The 19,455-nt window shown below is 68.6% G+C and carries 8 protein-coding genes; all 8 read right to left on the bottom strand.

Going from position 1 to position 19,455, the window contains the following annotated elements; all coding sequences use genetic code 11:
- Positions 1-16: 16 nt before the first annotated feature.
- Entirely contained in the window at positions 17-1,510 is a 1,494-nt protein-coding gene (gene xylB, locus HDC36_RS02835; RefSeq protein ID WP_179564251.1) for a xylulokinase, read from the bottom strand.
- Positions 1,507-3,918, bottom strand: a complete 2,412-nt coding sequence (locus HDC36_RS02830; RefSeq protein ID WP_179564245.1) for a glycoside hydrolase family 95 protein — start codon at positions 3,916-3,918, stop codon at positions 1,507-1,509. Before HDC36_RS02830 ends, xylB begins: the two co-directional genes overlap by 4 nt.
- Before the next feature lie 184 nt (positions 3,919-4,102).
- On the bottom strand, positions 4,103-7,003 hold the full coding sequence (locus HDC36_RS02825) for a TIM-barrel domain-containing protein (RefSeq protein ID WP_179564243.1): 2,901 nt from the start codon (positions 7,001-7,003) through the stop codon (positions 4,103-4,105).
- Positions 7,004-7,056: 53 nt separating this feature from the next.
- Complete coding sequence (locus HDC36_RS02820) at positions 7,057-8,769, bottom strand: DUF5597 domain-containing protein (protein WP_179564241.1); 1,713 nt, start codon at positions 8,767-8,769, stop codon at positions 7,057-7,059.
- Between the two features lie 17 nt (positions 8,770-8,786).
- Entirely contained in the window at positions 8,787-10,718 is a 1,932-nt protein-coding gene (locus tag HDC36_RS02815; RefSeq protein ID WP_179564239.1) for a sialate O-acetylesterase, read from the bottom strand.
- Between the two features lie 114 nt (positions 10,719-10,832).
- Positions 10,833-13,058: a cellulase gene (locus HDC36_RS02810; RefSeq protein WP_179564237.1), complete on the bottom strand. Its 2,226-nt coding sequence runs from the start codon at positions 13,056-13,058 to the stop codon at positions 10,833-10,835.
- A 143-nt stretch (positions 13,059-13,201) separates the two neighbouring features.
- Complete coding sequence (locus tag HDC36_RS02805) at positions 13,202-15,934, bottom strand: TonB-dependent receptor (RefSeq protein WP_179564235.1); 2,733 nt, start codon at positions 15,932-15,934, stop codon at positions 13,202-13,204.
- 391 nt (positions 15,935-16,325) lie between these two features.
- Complete coding sequence (locus HDC36_RS02800; RefSeq protein ID WP_179564233.1) at positions 16,326-19,178, bottom strand: TonB-dependent receptor; 2,853 nt, start codon at positions 19,176-19,178, stop codon at positions 16,326-16,328.
- Positions 19,179-19,455: the final 277 nt, after the last annotated feature.

Below are 19,455 nucleotides of genomic sequence, written 5' to 3'. Positions count from 1 at the left end.
CGGGGGAAAAAGTGGATCAGCCGGCGTAGAGCGGGCCAATGGCGTGCAAGTGCTTCAAGAAGGTCTGGTAGTGCGCCTGGTACTGCGCGCCGCGTTGCGGATCGGGCTGTGCCGACAGCGTCGCCTCGTCCTGCTGGTGCTGCAGCACCACCTCGGCCAGGCTGGCCTGGTCGCCCTGCGCGTGGCCGTCGGCCCACAGCGCCTGCAGCGCGGCGCCGAACGCGGCACCCTCGGCTTGCGCCGGCACGTGCACCGGCAAGCCGAACAGGTCGGCGATCAGCTGCCGCCAGCCGGCGCTCTTGCTGCCGCCGCCGGTGACGTAGATCGAGTCGAACGCCAGCCCGGCATCGACGAAGGCGTCGAAGCCGTTGCGCAGGCTGTAGGTGGCGCCTTCCATCGCCGCGCGGTAGAAATGCGCCGGCGTGGTGTTGTGCAGGTCCATGCCGGTCATGCAGCCGCGTGCGGCCGGCAGGTTCGGGGTGCGCTCGCCGTTGAAGAACGGCAGCAACACCAGCCCGCCGGCGCCGGGCGCGGTGGCCTCGAGCAAGGCCTCGCCCTGCCCGGTCTTGATCCCGAACAGGCGCGATATGGTCTCGGTGGCCACGGTGCAGTTCATCGTGCAGATCAACGGCAGCCAGCCGCCGCTGGACGAGCAGAACGCGGCCCAGCGCGCGGCATCGTCCACCACCGGACGATCGGCGTACGCGAACAGCGTGCCGGAGGTGCCCAGGCTCATCGTCAGCCGCCCCGGCACCACGTTGCCGGTGCCGATCGCGGCCATCATGTTGTCGCCGCCGCCGGTGGCCACGCGCACGTCGCGCGGCAGGCCCAGGGTCTGCGCCGCGGCCGCGGACAGGACGAAGGTGGTCTCGGTCGGCACCAGCGGCGGCAGCGCCGCAGCCAGGTCGCGCTGCGGATCGATCGCCTGCAGCAGCGGCGCCGACCACTGCCGGGTGCGCACGTCCAGCCAGCCGCTGCCGGAGGCGTCGCCGAACTCGGTGTAGCGCTCGCCGGTGAGCCAGAAATTGACGTAGTCGTGCGGCAGCAGCACCGAGGTCATCGCGGTGTAGGCGTCGCTGCGGTGCTTGCGCGTCCACGGCAGCTTGGAGGCGGTGTAGCCGGCCAGGATCGGGTTGCCGGCCAGCTCCACGCAGCGCTGTTCGCCGCCGGCGGCCTGCATGATCTCCTCGCACTCCAGCTGGGTGCTGGTGTCGCACCATAGCTTGACCGGTGCGGTGACCTGCCCTTGCGCATCCACCGGCACGAAGCCGTGCTGCTGCCCGGACACCGAAATCGCCCGCACCTGCGCACGCTGCTCCGCGGTCAGCGCTGCGAAGCAGGCGACGATGCCGTCGATCCACCATTGCGCCTGCTGCTCGCGGGTGCCGTCGTCGCGGCTGATCAGGTCCAGCGCATGGCCGTGCGTGGCGACCACGCGGCGGCTGTCCGCATCGTAGGCCAGCAGCTTGACGCTCTGCGTGCCCACGTCCAGGCCGATGTACAGACTCATTGCCGCACCAGCCGATCGTCGTGCAAACCCAGTTCCATCGTCGCTCCAGGAGAAAGATCGGCGGTCAGGGTCTGCCCGCCGTAAACCAAAGTGTAGTGCCCGCCACGCTCGCTGCTCAGTCGCGCATGCTGCAGGCGGCCATCGCGCCAGGCCAGATCGACGCCGGCCGCGCCGCGCACGCGCAACCCGCGCACCTGGCCCTGCGGCCAGGCCTGCGGCAGCGCCGGCAACAGCCAGATGCTGTCGCCCCAACTCTGCAGCAGCATTTCGGTGATGCCGGCGGTGCCGCCGAAGTTGCCGTCGATCTGGAACGGCGGATGCGCGTCGAACAGGTTCGGATAGGTACGCTCGGGCGCCAGCAGCATCGCCAGAATACGATGCGCGTGCTCGCCGTCGTGCAGTCGCGCCCACAGGTTCAGGCGCCAGCCGAGGCCCCAGCCGGTAGCGCTATCACCGCGGATCTGCAGCGAGCGCCGCGCCGCGGCCGCCAACTCGGGGGTGTCGCGCAGGTTGATCTGGCTGGACGGATGCAGCGCATACAGATGCGAGACGTGGCGATGGTGGATTTCCGGGGCCTGCATGTCCCAGTCCTGCTGCCACTCCTGCAGCTGCCCGGCGTCGCCGATGCGGTCCGGCGGCAGCTGCGCGCGCAACGCCGCCAGGCGCTCGCCGAAGGCCGCGTCCACGCCCAGCAAGCGGCCCATTTTGATGCACTGCGCAAAAAGATCGCGCAACAATTGCGCATCCATCGCCGGGCCGGCGCACAGCGCGGCGCCGAACGGATGCCGGTTCTCCGGCGACATCGACGGGTTGGTCACCATCGCGCCGGTCTGCGGATCGCGCACCAGGGTGGCGACGAAGAACTCGGCCGCGCCCTTGAACAGCGGATAGATGCGCTGCAGGTAGGCGCGGTCGCGGCCGTAGTCCCAGCGGTCCCACAGCTGTTGCAGCAGCCAGACGCCGCCCATCGGCCACAGGCTCCACTTCACCCCGTCGACCGGCCCGGCCTGGCGCCACAGGTCGGTGTTGTTGTGCACCACCCAGCCCGGCGCGGCGTACATCGCCCGCGCGGTGCGGGCGCCGGTTTCGGCGAGATCGAACAGCATGGCTTCCAGCGGTTCCACGCATTCGTGCAGCGCATTGGCCTCGCTGGGCCAGTAGTTCATCTCGGTGTTGATGTTGACCGTGTATTTGCTCTCCCACGGCGGCTGCATCAGGTCGTTCCAGACGCCTTGCAGGTTGGCCGGCTGGCTGCCCGGCCGCGAGCTGCTGATCAGCAGGTAACGGCCGTACTGGTGGTAGAGCGCGGCCAGTGCCGGATCGTTGCCGTCGGCGTAGCGTTGCACGCGCTCGTCGGTAGGCAGCTGCGCGGCAGCGCTGCCGCCCAGGTCGATCGCCACCCGGCGGAACAGGCGCCGGTGTTCGGCCAGATGCCGCTGCAGCAACTGCGCATAGGGCAGCGCCGCCGCCTTGCGCAGTTGCGCGGCGCTGAGCGCCAGCGGATCGCCGCCGACGTCGTCGTAGCGCCGGTAGCTGGTGGCCGCGTTCAGCAGCAGCACCACCTCGTCGGCGCCTTCGATGCGGATCCGCCCGCGCTCGATGCGGGTCTGCCCGCCAGTGGCCTGCGGCAGCACGCGCAACGCGAAGCGCAGCCCCCCCTCGATGCCGGCGAAACCGGCGTTGCGCCCGGCGAACAGCAACGCGCCCTGCTCTTCGGTGACCTCGCCGGCCTGCGGGCTGTCGATGCCGATGCGCAGCGAGATCCGGCCGGGGTGATCGCAGGACAGGCGCACCACGATGCACTGTTCGGTCGGCGAGACGAACACCTCGCGGACATGCGTGGCGTCGCCCGAGACAAAGCGGGTGCTGGCCACCGCGGTGTCCAGATCGAGTTCGCGCCGATAGCCGTCGATGCCGTCGGCACGGTCGTAGTCGAGCAGCAGGTCGGCCAGCGGCTGGTACGGCATCTGCTTGCGCGGGCGCGACAGCATCGTCGCGTCGGCCAATGCTTCGGCCTCGGCATAGCGGCCGGCGAAGATCAGCGCGCGCACCTGCGGCAGCGCCGCCAGCGCTTCCGGCGAGGTCGCATCGTAGGGCTGGCCTGCATACAGCGTGTCTTCGTTCAACTGCAGGCGTTCGTGGGCGATGCCGCCCCAGACCATCGCACCGAGCCGGCCGTTGCCGACCGGCAGCGCCTCCACCCATTGCGTGGCCGGGCGCGGATACCACAGCTGCAGCGCGGCCGGTTCGGCGGCGGTCGCCGGTACCGGCACGCGCGCGGCACCGGCACCGGCACCGGCACCGGCATCGGCATCGGCAGCGAGCGCAGCGCCCGGCACGGCGAGACCGGCGACCAGGCCGCCGCCGATCGCCTTGCACAGCTCGCGGCGGGTCAGCGCGATGCTCACTTTGCGCCCCCGCCCGCATGCGGCGGACGCACGCGCCGCCACGCGCTGCGGGTGCAGGCCGCCCGCGCGCACCGGCCCCGGACCGAATCCGGGCGCGCAGCGGCACCGCTCGCGCCGCAAACGCGCCGCAGCGGCGCCCGCGTCACGCCGCCGCCCCTGCCCGGGTTGCCGCGCACCTCGGCCATCACTTCGCCTTGCTGCCCTTGTTGCGCTTGGCGCCCTTCACCGCCTTGCGCGCCACGCTCAGGCTCTTGCCGCTGTATTGCACGCTGGCGTCGGCCTTGGGCTCCAGCGCCCCGGTCTCCTCGCGCACCCCATCGACGAAGCGCACGTTGATGGTGCGCTTGGCCAGCATGCCCGGCCAGCTGCCCTCGCGCGCGCCGATGGTCAGCACGCCCTTGGCCTGGTTCCAGCTCAGCGGAATGCGGCTGAACTCGCCCTTCTCGTAGCCATAGCCCTTGCCGTCGTCCTCGTACAGCGAGAACTGGCCGTCGGCGCCGGTGTAGACGACCACGGTCAGCGGCGCGTTCGGCACCTCGTCCACGTATTGCTGCACGGTGGTGGTGGGCACGATGGCCCCGGCGCGCACGAACAGCGGCATGCGCTCCAGCGGCGCGGCGGCGTCGATGCTCTGGCCGCCGTCGTAGCGCTTGCCGCTGTTGAAATCGATCCACGAGGTCCCGGCCGGCAGGTAGACCTGGCGCGAGGTGGCGCCGAAACGGGTCACCGGCGCGACCAGGAAGGCCGGCCCGAACAGGTACTCGTCGTTGATGTCGGCGACCTTGGGATCGTGCGGGAAGTCCATCGGCAGGCCGCGCATCATCACCCCGTCGTGGTGATAGGTGTCGCCGGCGAGCGTGTAGATGTACGGCAACAGCGCATACCGCAGGCGGCTGTAGTACGCCATGCTCGCATAGTACGGCGTGCCTTCCGGGGCGATGTTCCAGATCTCGCGGAACGGGAACTGGCCGTGCGAGCGGAACAGCGGCACGAACGCGCCGAACTGGAACCAGCGCGTGTTGAGCTCGCGCCATTCGCTCTGGTGCGCCGGGTCCTGGTCCTCGTAACGCTTCTCCACCGCGAAGCCGCCGATGTCGAAGGTCCAGTTCGGCAGGCCGGACATGGAGACGTTGACGCCGGCGGAGATCTGGTCGCGCATGTCGTCCCAACGCGAGACGATGTCGCCGCTCCACACCGCCACCGCATTGCGCTGGGTGCCGGCATAGCCCTTGCGCGAGAGGATGAACACGCGCTTGCCGTCGGCGGCGCGGTCGCCGGCATAGACGCCGTGGGTGTGCGGCAACGGGTAGGAATTGAAGAACTCGGTGGACGGGCCGAGCGCGGTCGGCGTGGTGCGCGCCTTGCGCTCGCCGATGTCCAGGTTGGAGTGCACGTCCGGCTCGTCGGCATCCATCCACCACGCATCGAAGCCCTTGCTGTTGAGCTTGTCGTTGATCTGCCGCCAGTAGATCGCCTGCGCGTCGGCCGAATACGGGTCGTAGAACGAGTTCTTGTAGCCCTTGCCGATCCAGTCCAGTTCGCCGACTTCGACGTTGCGCCTGTACATGTGCCCGGCGGCGTCGAGTTCCTTGTAGTTGGCGGTGGTCGGATAGAACTTGGGCCAGATCGAGATCATGATCTGCGCGTGCATGTCGTGCACCGACTTGACCATGCCGTCCGGATCGGGGAAGTGCGCCTTGTCGAAGTCGTGCGAACCCCAGGCGTTCTCCGGCCAGTACGACCAGTCGAGCACGATGTTGTCGATCGGCAGCTTGCGCTTGCGGTATTCCGCCAGCGCGGCGACCAGTTCGTCCTGGCTCTTGTAGCGCTCGCGGCTCTGCCAGAAACCGTAGGCCCACTTCGGCAGCAGCACCGCCTTGCCGGTCAGTTCGCGGTAGCCGGCGATGACCTGGTCGGCGTCGGCGCCGGCGACGAAGTAGTAGTCGATCATCTGCCCGGCCTCGGACCACAGCGACAGGTCCTTGGCCTCGGCCGCCGGCAGCGGGTCGCGGTGCAGCAGCGCGATGTAGCTGGGATCGATCAGGTCCCACTCGACCTTGATCTTGTGGCGCTGGCCCGGTTGCAGCGCGAGGGTGAACTCGTTGTGCCACGGGTTCCAGTTCTGGCGCCAGCGGTCGACCACCAGCTTGCCGTCGACCCACAGCTTGGCGTACTCGCTGGAGTACAGCGAGAAGCTGTGCTCGCCGCCGCTCCTGGCCTCGATCTCGCCTTCCCAGCTGACCTGCATGCGACTCTTGTCGCTGGGCTTGGCCTTGGCGGGGAACTTGGCCAGGTCCTTGATGTACTGGTAGTTGAGCTCCTTCTCGCGGCGCTCCAGCACCTGCTTGCCGTTGACCGAATAACGCGCGGTCAGCGCGCCCGGCTTGCCCTTGGCGTCGTACAGCTTCAGCGACGCCGGCAGCGGCTGCAGGCCGCGCGGGTCGCCCATGCGGGTGATCGAATTGTTGTCCCACAGGATGCCGTAGTTGCGGCTGGACACCAGGTACGGCACCGCCAGGTCGATATTGCTCTGCAGCAGTTCGACGTTGCGGCCCTTCTGGTTCATCCAGCCCTGCTGGTGCTGGCCGAAGCCGTAGAAGGCCTCGTCGTCGGGCGAGGCGAAGCGCTGGCGCGTGCTCAGATAGGATTTGCCCTCCACCTTCAGCGGCGCGAAGCTGCGCCCGCCCGCCACTTCCGCCAGCAGCGGCTTGCCGTCGGCATCGGCGAAACTGACATGGCCGTCGCGCGTGGACACCTGCGCGGTGACCTTGGCGGTCTTGATCCGCACCGTGTCGCCCTGCTCGTCGAACTGGTAGGCGGTGTCGCCCTGCACCGGCACCCGCATCAGGCTCGGGGTGCGCTTGAAATCGCCGTCCGGATCGGCGCTGACGCGGATGATGCCGCTGTCCACCACCTGCAGCCGTACCGGCGCGGCGCCCTTGGTGCTGGGACGCACGGTGACGCCATCGGCGTCCTTCTTCACTTCCTGCGCATTCGCGCCGGCGGCGAGCAGCGCCAGCGACAAGGCCAGCAGGCGCGGCAGCGGCTTCATCGCCAGGCGGACGGGACGGTTCGCGTTGTACATGTTCACTCCCTCTGTAGCGGGTGACGGCGCCGCACGCTGGCGGCGCCGAGGTGTCAGTAGGTGGCCAGCTTGATCTTCAGCAATTGCGGCACATCGGAGAAATTGACGCCGTAGTCGGTCTGATCGCCGTTCCAGTTGCGCTGGAACTTCCACTGCGTGTCATCGTAGAAGCCTTCCTCGACGCGGTCGTAGACCATGTTGGCGGTCGCTTCGCTGGCCGGGTGCAGGTTCACCCGCACGTGGTAGCCGGTGACCAGGAATTCGTCCGGGCCCAGTTCGGCGATCAGCGCCGCGCCGGTCGGCTCGGGATTGCCGGGCGGCGTGCCCTTGAACCAGAACTGCGGCACGCCGTAGGTGATGGTCGCGCTCCAGCGCGCGTTGAGCCGCAGCTCCTGCACCGGCTGGCCGGGTTCCTCGGCGGTGCCGTGCAGCTTGCCTTCGGAGGCGGCCTTGGCGAACGGGCGCATGCCCATGCCCACCGCCTTGAAGCCCAGCGCGAACGGCGCCATGGTCGGCTCGTCCACCTTCTTGGCGCCCAGCGGCCAGTTCGAATAACCGCTGTAGTCGATGCCGAAGGTCGACCAGCCGATGCCGTCGTGGCCGAGCGCGGCGTACAGGTAACGTGCGTATTCGGGCCGGTTGCCGGTCTCGGCGACGAACAGCGGGTTGTCCGGCCGCGCGTAGCGATCGAGCACGGTGATGTACGGCGTGTAGTCGGGCAGGTAGATGTCCGGCGCCAGCAGGTCGATGTGCGGCGCAGCGGCCTTCCACACGTCGAGCACGTTGTCGGTGGGACCGCCGCTGGCGTACTGGCCGGGCTGGCCGGGATTGAACGGACCGCGCAGCGCCGCGTTGACGTACATCGGCAGCGGGTACTCGGCCTTGCCGGCCGCGGCCACCTGGTCGATGAAGTGGCCGATATGCCAGGCGTGGAAGAACTCGTCGGCGTCGGCGCCGAACACCTGGGCCCAGGTGCCGGGCTGCTTGCCCAGTTTCTGCAGCAGCGCCTCGGGCACCGGTCCATCGAAGGCTCGCTGCGCCAGCGGCGAGAAATCGCGCACGCTGCCGTAGGTGCCCGGCTCGTTCTCCGGCTGCACCATCAGCACGGTGCGCTGAGGATCGGCCTGCTTGAGGTGCTTCATGAACGCGACGAAGGCCTTGCGATCGGCGTCCAGCGTGGCCGGCGCCAGCGGCGACAGCGACCCCAGCGCCTTGCCGTCGCGGGTGACGACCCGCGGGAAACGCACGTTGTCGGTCTTGACCCAGTGCGGCGTATAGGCCGGGCCGTTGTTCTTCCAGGTGCCGAACCACAGCAGCACCAGCCGCACCTTGTGCTCGCGCGCCTGCGCCAGCAGCGTATCGACGAAGGAGAAATCGAACTTGCCCTCCTCCGGTTCCACCTGCTCCCAGGCGATCGGCACCTGCACGGTGTTGGGACCGAGGAACTGCATAGCCGGCCACACCTTTTCCAGGGCGGCGGGATAGTTGCTGGAATTGTTGACCTGCGCGCCGAGGATCAGGAACGGCGCGCCATCCACCAGCAGCGCGTGCTTGCCGTCCTTGCTGACCAGCTGCGGGATCGGTGCCGGCGCCGCCGGTGCAACGCTGGCCTGGTCGGCAGCGGGCTTGGCCGCGCCGGGCTTGGCCGCAGCGTCGGGCGGCGCCTGCTCGGGCGCGCACGCCGCCAGGCCAAGCGCGAGCGTGGCGGCCAGCAGCGGGCGCCAGCGGCGGCGTGCGAGGAACGTGCGGGAAGCGAGGGAATGCATGCGGATAGGACTCCGTGTCACCAGGTATCGGTTCGGAAGGGGGAAACGGGCAACTGCTCGCGGTTGACCAGGTTGGCCTCGGCCGGGTTTTCGCTCCAGGCATAGCGCACCGCCTGCGGTTGCGCCACTTCGGCGCTTTCGACCACCACCACCCGGTCGCCGTCGATGCGCGCCTGCGCCGGATGGAAGCGGCGGTCGGCGCCGGCCACGCTGAAACCGCGCAGCTGCGCGGCACCACCGCGTATCGCCAGCGCACTGCCCATCGGATCGAAACGCAACGCGACCGCATGCCGGCCGAACTCGGCCTGCGCGAATACCGGCGCGCTGTAGACCAGCTGTTCGCCATACGCCACATGCCGCGCCGCCAGCGCGAGGCGATGGCCGACGTCCTGCTTGTTGGTCGGATGGATGTCGCCGGGCGTGCCGATGTCGATGGTCACCGCCTGCGCGGTCGCCGGCAGCGCCAGGGTCCTGGACTGCGATTCGCGCAGCTGCGCCCACGGGCTCAGGTCGCCCTTGTCGGAGCCTGCCTGGAAGTTGGCCAGCTGCACCCACAGGAACGGCAACTGCGGCTGTGCGCGTTCCTCGCGCCAGCTGCGGATCAGGGTCGCGAACTGCTCGCGGTAGCGCAGCGCGCCGCCTTCGTAGGCATTGCTCTCGCCCTGGTACCAGATCACGCCCTTGAGCGGGAACGGCTGCAGCGGATGGATCATGCGGTTGTACAGCAGCGTCGGCTGCTGGTTCCTGCCGTCGTCCAGCGTCATGCTCACCTTGGCCGGACGGAATTTCCATTCCGGCAACGGGCGCTTCGTGCCGTCGCCGAGTTGCACGAAGCGTTCGCTGTCGTCGCCGTGCAGGCCGCCACCGCCGCTGAGGTCGGTCACCTGCACCGCGATGCGGTTGACTCCGGCGTGCAGCGCCGCTGCGGGCACGCGGTATACGCGCGGCAGGTTCCAGCGCTGCTCGGTATGCCCGACCGCCTGGCCGTTGACATAGGTGATGTCCGAGTCGTCGACCTGGCCGATCCCCAGGGTGATGCCGGCCTCGGCCTCCTCCGCGCTGAGGGTGAAGGCGGTGCGGTACCAGGCGATGCCGTCCATGCCGTCGTAGCCGCTGGCCTCCCAGTTGCGATCGACCGCAATCCGGTCCCAGTCGCTGTCGTCCAGGTCGGCGGCGCGCCATTGTTCGGCGCCATCGGCCACCGCCGGCCAGCGCGCGATGCGCTGCCGCACCGCGGCCAGGGTCTGCGCGTCCTTGGCCTGCAGCGCGGCGATGCTGTGCTCGGTCTGCGCGGCATCCATGCCCAGCGCTGCGGCATCCATCCACGCCTCGATCGCGCTGCCGCCCCAACTGCTGTCGACGATGCCGATCGGCACCCCGGTGCTCCTGCGCAACTCGCGCGCGAAGAAATAGCCGACCGCGGAAAACGCGCCGGCGTCCTGCGGCGTGGCGGCCTTCCATTCGCCGCCGGCCAGCTGTCGCTGCGGCTGCGGCGACCACGACTTGGGCACCTTGAAATGACGCAACTGCGGATCGTTCGCCGCGGCCACCTCGCGCGCGCCGTCGCGCGCCTGCGCCAGCGGCCACTCCATGTTGGACTGGCCGCTGGCCAGCCACACGTCGCCGACCAGCACGTCGCCGAGACGGCGTTGCGCACCGTCGCCCTGCACCTCCAAGACATACGGCCCTCCGGCCGCATGCGCCGGCAGCTGCGCCTGCCAGCGCCCGTCCGCGGCGGCGACGGCGGTCGCCGCGGCACCGTCCAGGCGCACCTGGATGCGCGCGCCCGGCGTGGCCCAGCCCCACACGCGCATCGGCACATCGCGTTGCAGCACCGCGCCGTCGGCGAACAGCAACGGCAGTTGCAATTCCGCCCAGGCCGATGCGGGCAATGCCGCCAGCGCCAAGGCGGCCAGCCAGTACAGACAACGGGTCGAGCGTGCGTTCATCGGATCGTTCCTGCATCGGTCGTTGCCGCCGGCGGCGCGCACGGCAACAGGGAAGCCAGCGCAGCGCCCGCGCAGGCGCGCGCACGGCCGCATGCAACGCGCTGGCCGCGCGGACTACGGCGCATCGCCATAGAAGATGCCTCGGCCGCCGGTGGCGAAGTAGACGCGGCCGACCACACGCGGGTCGCCGGTGACGGCGTAGGGGCGGCCGAAACGGTGCGCGTCGTCGTCGATGCGCTGCCAGCGGTGGCCTTCGTCCTCGGAGCGGAACAGCCCGCCGACGCCGTCCACGGTACCGGCAAGGAACAGCATCGGCGGCGCACCCTCGCGCGGCGCCCGGCCCAGGCCCAGCGAGCGCGCTTCCTGCACGTTCGACAGCACCTGCAGCCTGCCGTCCTGCCAGCGCAGCACCCCGTGGCTGGGGCTGGCCAGGTAGACCACGCCAGCGCGCAGCGGATCCGGACGCAGCTGCGGGCGGGTGCGCTCGGCAGCGGACGGCGCGCCGACCTGGACGCCGCTGTCGCGAAACCGGCGGCCGCCGTCCTCGCTGAGAAAGAAGCGGCCACTGGCCGCATCCACCGCGTACCAGCGCTGCGGATCGACCCGGTCGGCCTCGATCAGCAAGCTGCCCGAGGAACCTTCCACGCGCTGCCACTGCCGGCCCCAGTCGTCGCTGGCCCAGGCGCTGCCGCCGTTGCGCGGCGACCAGATCACGCGGCTGCCGTCGGCGTTGATCGCGATATGCCCGGCGCCCTCGCCCACCGGCGGCTCGCTGGCGAATGCCGTCCAGTTGGCGCCGCCATCGCGCGACCACGCCGCGCGAACCTCGTCGTTGCGCCGCTCGCGCAACGTACCGCTGCGCACCACCAACTGCGGCGCCTGGCCGGCGGCATCGATGCTCTCGCCGTTGGTCAGGCGCGGCCCGGCGAACTGCGACTGCGCGCGGTCCAGGGTGTCGTGGCGGAAGCCATCGATGTCGCCGAGCGCGCTGAGCAAGTGCGCGCCTTGCGCCGGGCTGAGCAGGTCCAGCGGCACCGTTTCCTCCAGCCCGGCGTCGGCGAACCACCACTGCACCACGCCATCGGCGGCATCGAACGCGCGCAGGTTGCGCGAGGCCCAGACGCCGTAGCCGGTGACGAACAGCGCGCGATCGCTGTCGAACGGATCGATCGCCAGCGACGCCATCCAGTGCGGGCGCGCCTGCGCGGTCCACGGCGCCGCGTCGTGCGCGAAGCGCGAGCGCGGGAACAGCGGTGCCCAGCTGCGTCCGCCGTCGGTGCTGCGGTAGATGTCGTCGCCCGGCTGGTAGCGGCGGAACGTGCTGGCGATCAGCGTGTCCGGCCGGCGCGGGTCCACCGCCACCGCGCCCCAACCGAAGCCCGGCCCGCTGCGCGGCTGCGGCACCGGGGTGATGTCGGTCCAGCGCGCCGCGGCCGGTTCGTACTTCCAGACCGCGCCGTCGGCCATCAGGTCCGGACCCGGCTGGTCGCCGTAGCTGAGGTAGTAGATGCCGGCGCTGGAACGCACCATGTGGCTGGGGCGCAATCCGGTCGGCTGCCCCGGCACCGGCCGCCAGCTGCGCCCGCCATCCGCGGACTCGAACAGGCTCTGTTCCGGCGTGGACACGCCTACGTAGATCCGCTGCGACGCGCCACCGCTGGCGGCGCTGGCCGGGTCGAACAGCACGAAGGCGATGCCGACCTGCTGGCGACGCCCGGCATGGTTCACCGCGCTGGCCGACGGCCCGGTGGCCACCGCCGGAAACGACTGCACCCGCTGCCAGTGCGCGCCGCGGTCGGCGCTGCGCCACAGGCCGGCATCGCGCGAACCGAGCAGCAACACGCGGCCGTCGTTGGGGTCGACGGCGAGCCGTTCGCCGTTGCCGCGGCCCAGTTCGTTGCCGCCCAGCCTGAACGGCAGATCGGTGCGCACGAAGTGGCGCCCCTGGTCGTGCGAACGCAGGATCGCGGCGTTGCCGGCGCGCTCGTGCAGATAGGTGCCCGCGGCCAGGTACAGCGCCTGCGGATCGTGCGGGTCGATCGCGAACGCATCGATGCCCATCAGGTTCTGGTCGGCCGGCCCGAGCCAGTCGGTCAAGGCGACCCAGTGCGCGGACGCGGCGTCCCAGCGGTAGGCGCCGCCGACGTCGGTGCGCGCATACAGCAGCCCCTGCTGCGCCGGGTGGAACAGCAGGCCGCTGACGAAACCGCCGCCGCCGATGGCGACGCTGCGGAACTGGTAAGGCACTGGCGGCGCCGCGAGCACCGGAACCGCGCCGCACAGCAAGGCCAGCAGCAGCGCCAGCCAGGCCGAACGCAGCCGCCCGGCACGCTGCGACATGCCAGGCAGTGCGTCGGATCCTAGCAAGCGATGTTGCCGCATCGTGCGCCCTACTCCGAGTGCAACCGACGGCCACGCCGTCGGCAGGAAAACCCCCGCTCCGGCCACGCTGCGCGCGCCGGAGCGGATCGACCGCGCCGTGCTCAGAAGCTGGCGCGCAGGGTCAGGCCGTAACGACGGTCGTTGATCACGAAGTCGCGGTAACGCGATTCCACGCCCAGGTAGCTCTCGTTGCGGGTATCCAGCAGATTGACCCCATCCACCGACACCGACCATACGTCGTCGATGTTGTAGCGCACCGACGCGTCCAGCTGACCGAAGCCCTTGTTGTACACCGGCAGATTGCCGGTGCCGTTGCCGGCCGTGGTCACCAGCCAGTCGCTGCGCCAGTTGTAGGCCACGCGCGCCTGGAAGCGCGACATCTCGTAGCTGAGGATCAGGTTGTAGCTGTTCTTGGACAGGCCCTGCAACGGCACCGTCAGCGCCTGGCCGTTGGTGTCGGTGGCGGTCGGGCTCGGCGCCTCGCTGTCCACGTAGGTGTAGTTGGCCTGCAGGCCGAAGCCGCTCAGCCAGCCCGGCAGGAAGTCGAAGAACTGGGTATAGCCCAGCTCCGCGCCCTTGATCCGGCCGTCCTTGCCGTTGACCGGGCGGGTGATCTCCCAGGTCTGGCCGCCGTAGACCTCCTCGAACACGGCATCGGCGATGAAGCCGTCGACCTTCTTGTAGAACACCGTGCCGTACATCATCGAACCCTTGCCGAAGTACCACTCCAGCGCGGTATCGAACTGGTCGGCCTTCATCGGCCGCAGGTCCGGATTGCCGGCCGAACCGGTGCGGCGGGTGGTGCCGTCGTTGCCGGTGGCGGTGCCCAGGCTCAGGTTCGGATTGAGTTCGTTGAGATCCGGACGCGAGATGCCGCGCGAGGCGGCGAAGCGCCACTGCAGCGTGTCGGTGAGCATCCACCGCAGATTCAGGCTCGGCAGCACGTCGGTGTAGGTCTGCTGCACGTCCACCGGCAGCAGGCCACCGCCCTCGGCGTCGGTGCCGGTGCGCACGCCCTGCGAATCGACCTTGGTGCGCACGATACGCAGGCCGATGTTGCCGTCGAACGGGATCGCGCCGCTGTCCACGCCGAAGCGCAGCACGCCGTAGGCGGCGTAGGTCTTCTCGCCCTGGCCGTTGATGTTGTTCGGCGCGAAGGTCAGCGGCGAGGCGCCGAACACCGACAACGCCTGCGCGTAGTTGTCGACCAGCGCGTCGGACGGGGTCAGCCTGGGGCCGAAGGTCTGCGAATCGCCGCGGAAGAAATCGGTGATCGGATTCTGCATCACCTGCGCGTCCGGGTACTGCGAGAACGGCGCGCCCAGGTACATGTAGCGCCACACGTTGCCCTTGTTCTGCGCATCGCGGTCGGTATAGCGCACGCCGGCCTTGAAGCTGCGCGCGAAACTGTCGTCGAACGCCAGGTCCATGTCGCTGCGCCAGGCGAACTCGGTGGCCTTGTTGTCGTCCTTGTTGTCCAGGTGGAACTTCCAGCCGCTGTAGTTGGCCTGGTCGGCCAGGTAGCCCGGGTTGCCGGCGGCATCGGTCACCGACAGGCGCGGCAGGTCGCCGCTAAAGTCGATTGTGTAGCGCGGCGTGGTGTCCATGCCGGTGCCGAGGATGTAGCGCGTGCCCTTGGTGGTGGCATCGATGTACTGGAAATCGGTGCTCAGGCTCAGGTTCGGCGATACCGTCCACTTGGCGCCCAGCGAGTAGTCGGTGGTCACCGAATGGCGCTCGGTCAGGCTGGTGTTGGAATCGGCCGGGGTGTTCTGGAACGTGCCGCTGACGAACTCGTTGCGGTCGTTGACCACGATGTCGTCGTAGCCCTGCATCGGGTTCTGCCCGCTGTAGGCGAAGAACGAATAGTCGTGCCAGCGGAAATCGTAGTCCGAGCGCAGCACCTGCGCGGTGACCTCGACGTCGTCGTTCGGCCGCCACTGCAGCGCGAACGCGCCGGTCTTGCGCTTGCGCTCGCCGACCGTGGTGTTGGTGCCGGCGCCATGCGGCACCGAGATCTCCTGGCCTTCATAGCCCGGCAGATCGGTCTGCGTGTACCACGGCTCGATGGAGATGGTGTCCTGGCGGAACGGACTGGTCTGCTGCGAGTAGTTCACCAGCAGGCCGATCTCGCCGATGCCGGTCTGCCAGCGGTCGCTGTACATGCCCGAGAACGCCGGCTTGCTGTCGTCGGCCAGGTCGTAGTGGTTGTACTGCACGCTGCCGGCGATCTTGCGCCCGTCGTAGTCGAACGGCAGGCGCGTGCGCAGGTCGACGGTGCCGCCAAGGCCGCCTTCGATCATGTCCGCGGACGGATTCTTGTAGACGTTGACGCCGGCCAGCAGTTCGGCCGACACGTCTTCGAAGCTCAGGCCGCGGCCGTCGTTGGCGGTGAAGATGTCGCGGCCGTTGAGCTCGGTGCGGACCTGGGTCAGGCCGCGGATCGCGATGCTGCTGCCCTCGCCGTAGTTGCGCGCGATCTGCACGCCGGAAATGCGCTGCAGCGCCTCGGCGACGTTGTTGTCGGGCAGTTTGCCGATGTCCTCGGCCACGATCGAGTCGACGATCTGCTCGGAATTCTGCTTGACCAGCTGCGCCTTGGTCACGCTGCTGCGGGTGCCGCTGACCTGCACCGTATCCAGTTGCGTGGTGGCGTCGTCGGCCTGCGCAGGCGCGGCCTGCTCGGCTTGCTGGGCCTGCGCGGCGGACGCGGCGACCAGCGCGGCGACGGCCAGGGCGATGGCGGAGCGGCGCACGCCGCGGCCGGAAATCGAACGGGTAGAACGGAGCGCCACGGTCCGCGCAGGCGGACAATGGCTATGGGGCGCTGACATGGTGCTTCCCTCCCAGGACACATGTACAAACGATTCGGCGATCGTGCCAAGGGCAACGTCGCCGTTTCTAAGTTGTCCGGCCGCACCTGCCGAAATGGGATGCTGGCCGCAAGTCGGACACGAGCGGGGTTGCCGCAGCGCGCACGCGATCGGAGACGATCACGACTCGGACCTGAGAATAGGTTGCAGTCACCATGCCATCCAATGAAATATTTACAGTTAGCTATATGTTTTCCACATACGAAAAGCGAGTCCGCCTGTAAACAGCCGCATACCGCCGTTGCGCAGGCTGTTTCGTTTCGGCGCGACGCCGACCGCATCCGCAACGCCATAAAAAAAGCCCGCATGCGTCGCGCATGCGGGCCGAGGACAGCGTCCTGGCGAACGTCGCTTACCAGTTGGCGCGCAGCACCAGCGAATAGCGGCGGTCGTTGACGAACCAGCTGCGCGTGTACAGGTGGTTGTCGACCTCGCCGTCGGCATAGGAGGTCGGCCCCATCAACACCTTGGTCACGGTATTGGTCAGGTTGTTGGCCTGGACACCGAGCTGCAGATGCGGGGTGAAACGATAGAACGCCGAGGCGTCGAGCTGGCCGTAGTCATCCGACCAGGTCGGCAGCTTGGTCGACACGTCGCTGGCGGTCAGCAGGTAGCGCGAACGCCAGTTGTAGGCCAGGCGTACCGACAACGGCCCCTTCTCGTAGATGCCGGCGAGGTTGTAGCTGCGCCGCGACAGGCCTTCCAGCGGCAGGCTCACACCGGTGACGGTGGTCTGCGTGTAGGGATCGGTCGCGGAATTGACGCCGCCGCTGCTGTCCACGAAGGTGAAGTTGGCATTGACGCCGAAGCCGCTCAGCCAGCCCGGCCACGAGTCGAAGAACTGCGTGTAGCCGTACTCGAAACCGCGGATGCGGCCCTTGGACATGTTGTACGGCCGCGTCACCAGCCAGTCCTGGCCACCGTAGGTCTCGGTGGTGGTCTGGGTGGAGAAGTAGTCCTTGACGCTCTTGTAGAACAGGGTCAGGTACATCATGTCGCTGGCGTCGAAATACCATTCCAGCGCGGTGTCGTACTGGTTGGCCTTCATCGGCTTGAGGTTCGGATTGCCCGCGGTGCCGGTCCACTTGGACACGGTGCCGTCCTCCTCGGTGGTCGCCGTCAGCAGCAGGTACGGCTGCAGCTGGGTGTAGTCCGGCCGCGCCATCGCCTTGGACGCGGCGATGCGCCACTGCAGCGCATCGGAGAACTTGAAGCGCATGTTGAAGCTCGGCAGCACGTTGGTGTAGCTGCCTTGCGCGTTGTTGGCGAAGAACTGCCCGGTGTACTGCGCCTTGAGCGCATCGGAGGCGGCGGTGGCCGACAGGTCGGGGAACTGGCCGTAGCCGGTGGCCTCGGTCTTGGTCTGCACGATGCGCACGCCGACGTTGCCGTCCACCGGCACGCCCAGTGCGTCGTCGTTGCCGAAGTACAGCACCGCGTAGGCCGCCTGGGTGCGCTCGAACTGGCGGTTGGTGTCCTGCAGCTGGTACTGGTCCGGCGCCCAGCCCCAGCCGCGCAGCGCCACCAGCTGCTGGATCAGCTTGGAGGTGCCGGCATAGTCCTTGACCGCGGCATTGCTCGGGAAATACAGACTATTGGGCACGCTGATCTTGCCGCGGAACAGGTTCGAGTACGAATACAGCTCCGAGGACTCGGGCGAGTAGCTGGCCAGGTCGGCCAGGCCGGTCCCGTTGGCGGTACCGGGAATCATCGCCCAGTTGTCGCTGATCACGCCCCAGTTGTAACCGGAGTTCTTGTTGGTCTGGGTGCGGTCGGTGGCGCGGATACCGGCGCGGAAGGTGCGCAGCCACGGGTTGTCGTCGTAGGTGTATTCCAGGTCGAAGCGCGTGGCCAGCTCGCGGCCGCGGTTCTTCGCCAGGTGGTCCATCGCCGCGCTCCAGAAATAATTGGAGGGGTCGGAGGTATAGCTGGTGTCGGCGATCGACACCGACGGGTACTTGCCGCTCAGGTCGAAGGTCAGGCCCGGCAGGTAGATCGAACTGAACACGGTGAAGTCCAGCGAATCGCTTTCCGACTGCACCAGCTGCATGTCGCCGCGCACGGTGAGGTTGCTGGTGAGCTTGTGGGTGAAACCGCCGGACAGGTCGGAGGTGGTGGTGCTCTGCTGCGCGTAGCGGTTGTCGGTGTAGAAGCGCACGCCATCGTTGCCGGTGACGTTGCCGCGCCAGGAACTGGACACCGGCGAGCCGCTGACGAAACGGCCGTCGGCGTCGTAGGTGAAGGTGGTGCCGGGAGCGGGACTGATCGCGTTGGTGTCGTCGTTGAAGAACGCCGCGCGCTCCTGCCAGTTCATGTCGTAGGTGGAGCGCATGTACTGCACGTAGATTTCGGTGTCGTCGCTGGGCCGCCACTGGAACGCCCCGGCCACGCCCTTGCGCTTGCGTTCGAAATCCAGTTGCCGCCAGTTGACGCCGCCGGGCACGTAGACCTTGTCGAAATCGGTGCCGGCCAGCAACGCCGCATCGGTGCGGCGCACGAACGGTTCCACCTGGATGCCGTCGCTGCGGGTGGCCAGTTCCGAATAGGCCACGTCCAGCATCAGCCCCATCTCGCCGACGCCGGTGTTCCAGCGATCGCTGAACAGGAACGAGCCGGACGGCTTGTAGGTCTTGCTGAAGTCGCCGTAGTTCTCGTCGGCGGTGAAGCCGATCACCCGGCCGGGCTGGTCGAACGGCATGCGCGTACGCAGGTTGACCGTGCCGCCGAGGCCGCCTTCGATGATCTCGGCCGACGGGTTCTTGTACACGTCCACGCCGGCCATCAGTTCGGCCGGCACGTCCTCGAAGCTGAGTCCGCGGCCGCTGGCGGCGCTGAAGCTGTCGCGCCCGTTGAGCTCGCCGCGCACCTGGGTCATGCCGCGGATCATCACGCCGCTGCCTTCGGCGGAGAAATGGTCGGGGTCGTTGCGCGCCATGAAGTGGTCGATGGTCACGCCGCTGACCCGCTGCAGGGTCTCGGTGACGCTGCGGTCGGGCAGCGCGCCGATGTCCTCGGCGCTGACCGAATCGACGATCTGCTCGGCATCGTGCTTGATCGTCTGCGACTTGATCAGGCTGGCGCGCACGCCCTTGACCTCGATCGCGTCGAGCTGGGTCACCGGATCGGCGCTCTTCTTCTTGCTGCTGTCCTCGGCGTCCTGTGCCATCGCCTGCGCGCTCAACAACAGGCCGATGCTCAGCGCCATGGCCGAACGACGCAAAAGACAGGTAGTACGAACCGCTGCGGTCGGCGAGGCCGGACCACGGTAATGACGCGATGACATGATGTTTCCCTCCCAGGACACATGCACACACGGGTGACGGTCGCGCGTGCGCGCCGCCTTGCTGGTTGTGACGGCGGCAAGCCATGGCCCGCTGCCGTATCGCGAGGCGTGGCGGGCGTCGCAACCGGGCGACGCGCCGCGACATCGGTCACGATCGGCTGAGCCTAGAAGTGAATTTCGCGTTAAGCAAATGAAAAAT

Source organism: Xanthomonas sp. JAI131, assembly GCF_013410075.1.
Classification (GTDB): Bacteria; Pseudomonadota; Gammaproteobacteria; order Xanthomonadales; family Xanthomonadaceae; genus Xanthomonas_A; species Xanthomonas_A bonasiae.
This window is presented reverse-complemented; position numbering and strand designations above follow the sequence as displayed.

Coding starts and splice junctions, on each gene's coding strand:
- HDC36_RS02815 (WP_179564239.1), bottom strand. CDS start 10,718: ATGAACGCACGCTCGACCCGTTGTCTGTACTGGCTGGCCGCCTTGGCG.
- HDC36_RS02810 (WP_179564237.1), bottom strand. CDS start 13,058: ATGTCGCAGCGTGCCGGGCGGCTGCGTTCGGCCTGGCTGGCGCTGCTG.
- xylB (WP_179564251.1), bottom strand. CDS start 1,510: ATGAGTCTGTACATCGGCCTGGACGTGGGCACGCAGAGCGTCAAGCTG.
- HDC36_RS02805 (WP_179564235.1), bottom strand. CDS start 15,934: ATGTCAGCGCCCCATAGCCATTGTCCGCCTGCGCGGACCGTGGCGCTC.
- HDC36_RS02820 (WP_179564241.1), bottom strand. CDS start 8,769: ATGCATTCCCTCGCTTCCCGCACGTTCCTCGCACGCCGCCGCTGGCGC.
- HDC36_RS02825 (WP_179564243.1), bottom strand. CDS start 7,003: ATGTACAACGCGAACCGTCCCGTCCGCCTGGCGATGAAGCCGCTGCCG.
- HDC36_RS02800 (WP_179564233.1), bottom strand. CDS start 19,178: ATGGCGCTGAGCATCGGCCTGTTGTTGAGCGCGCAGGCGATGGCACAG.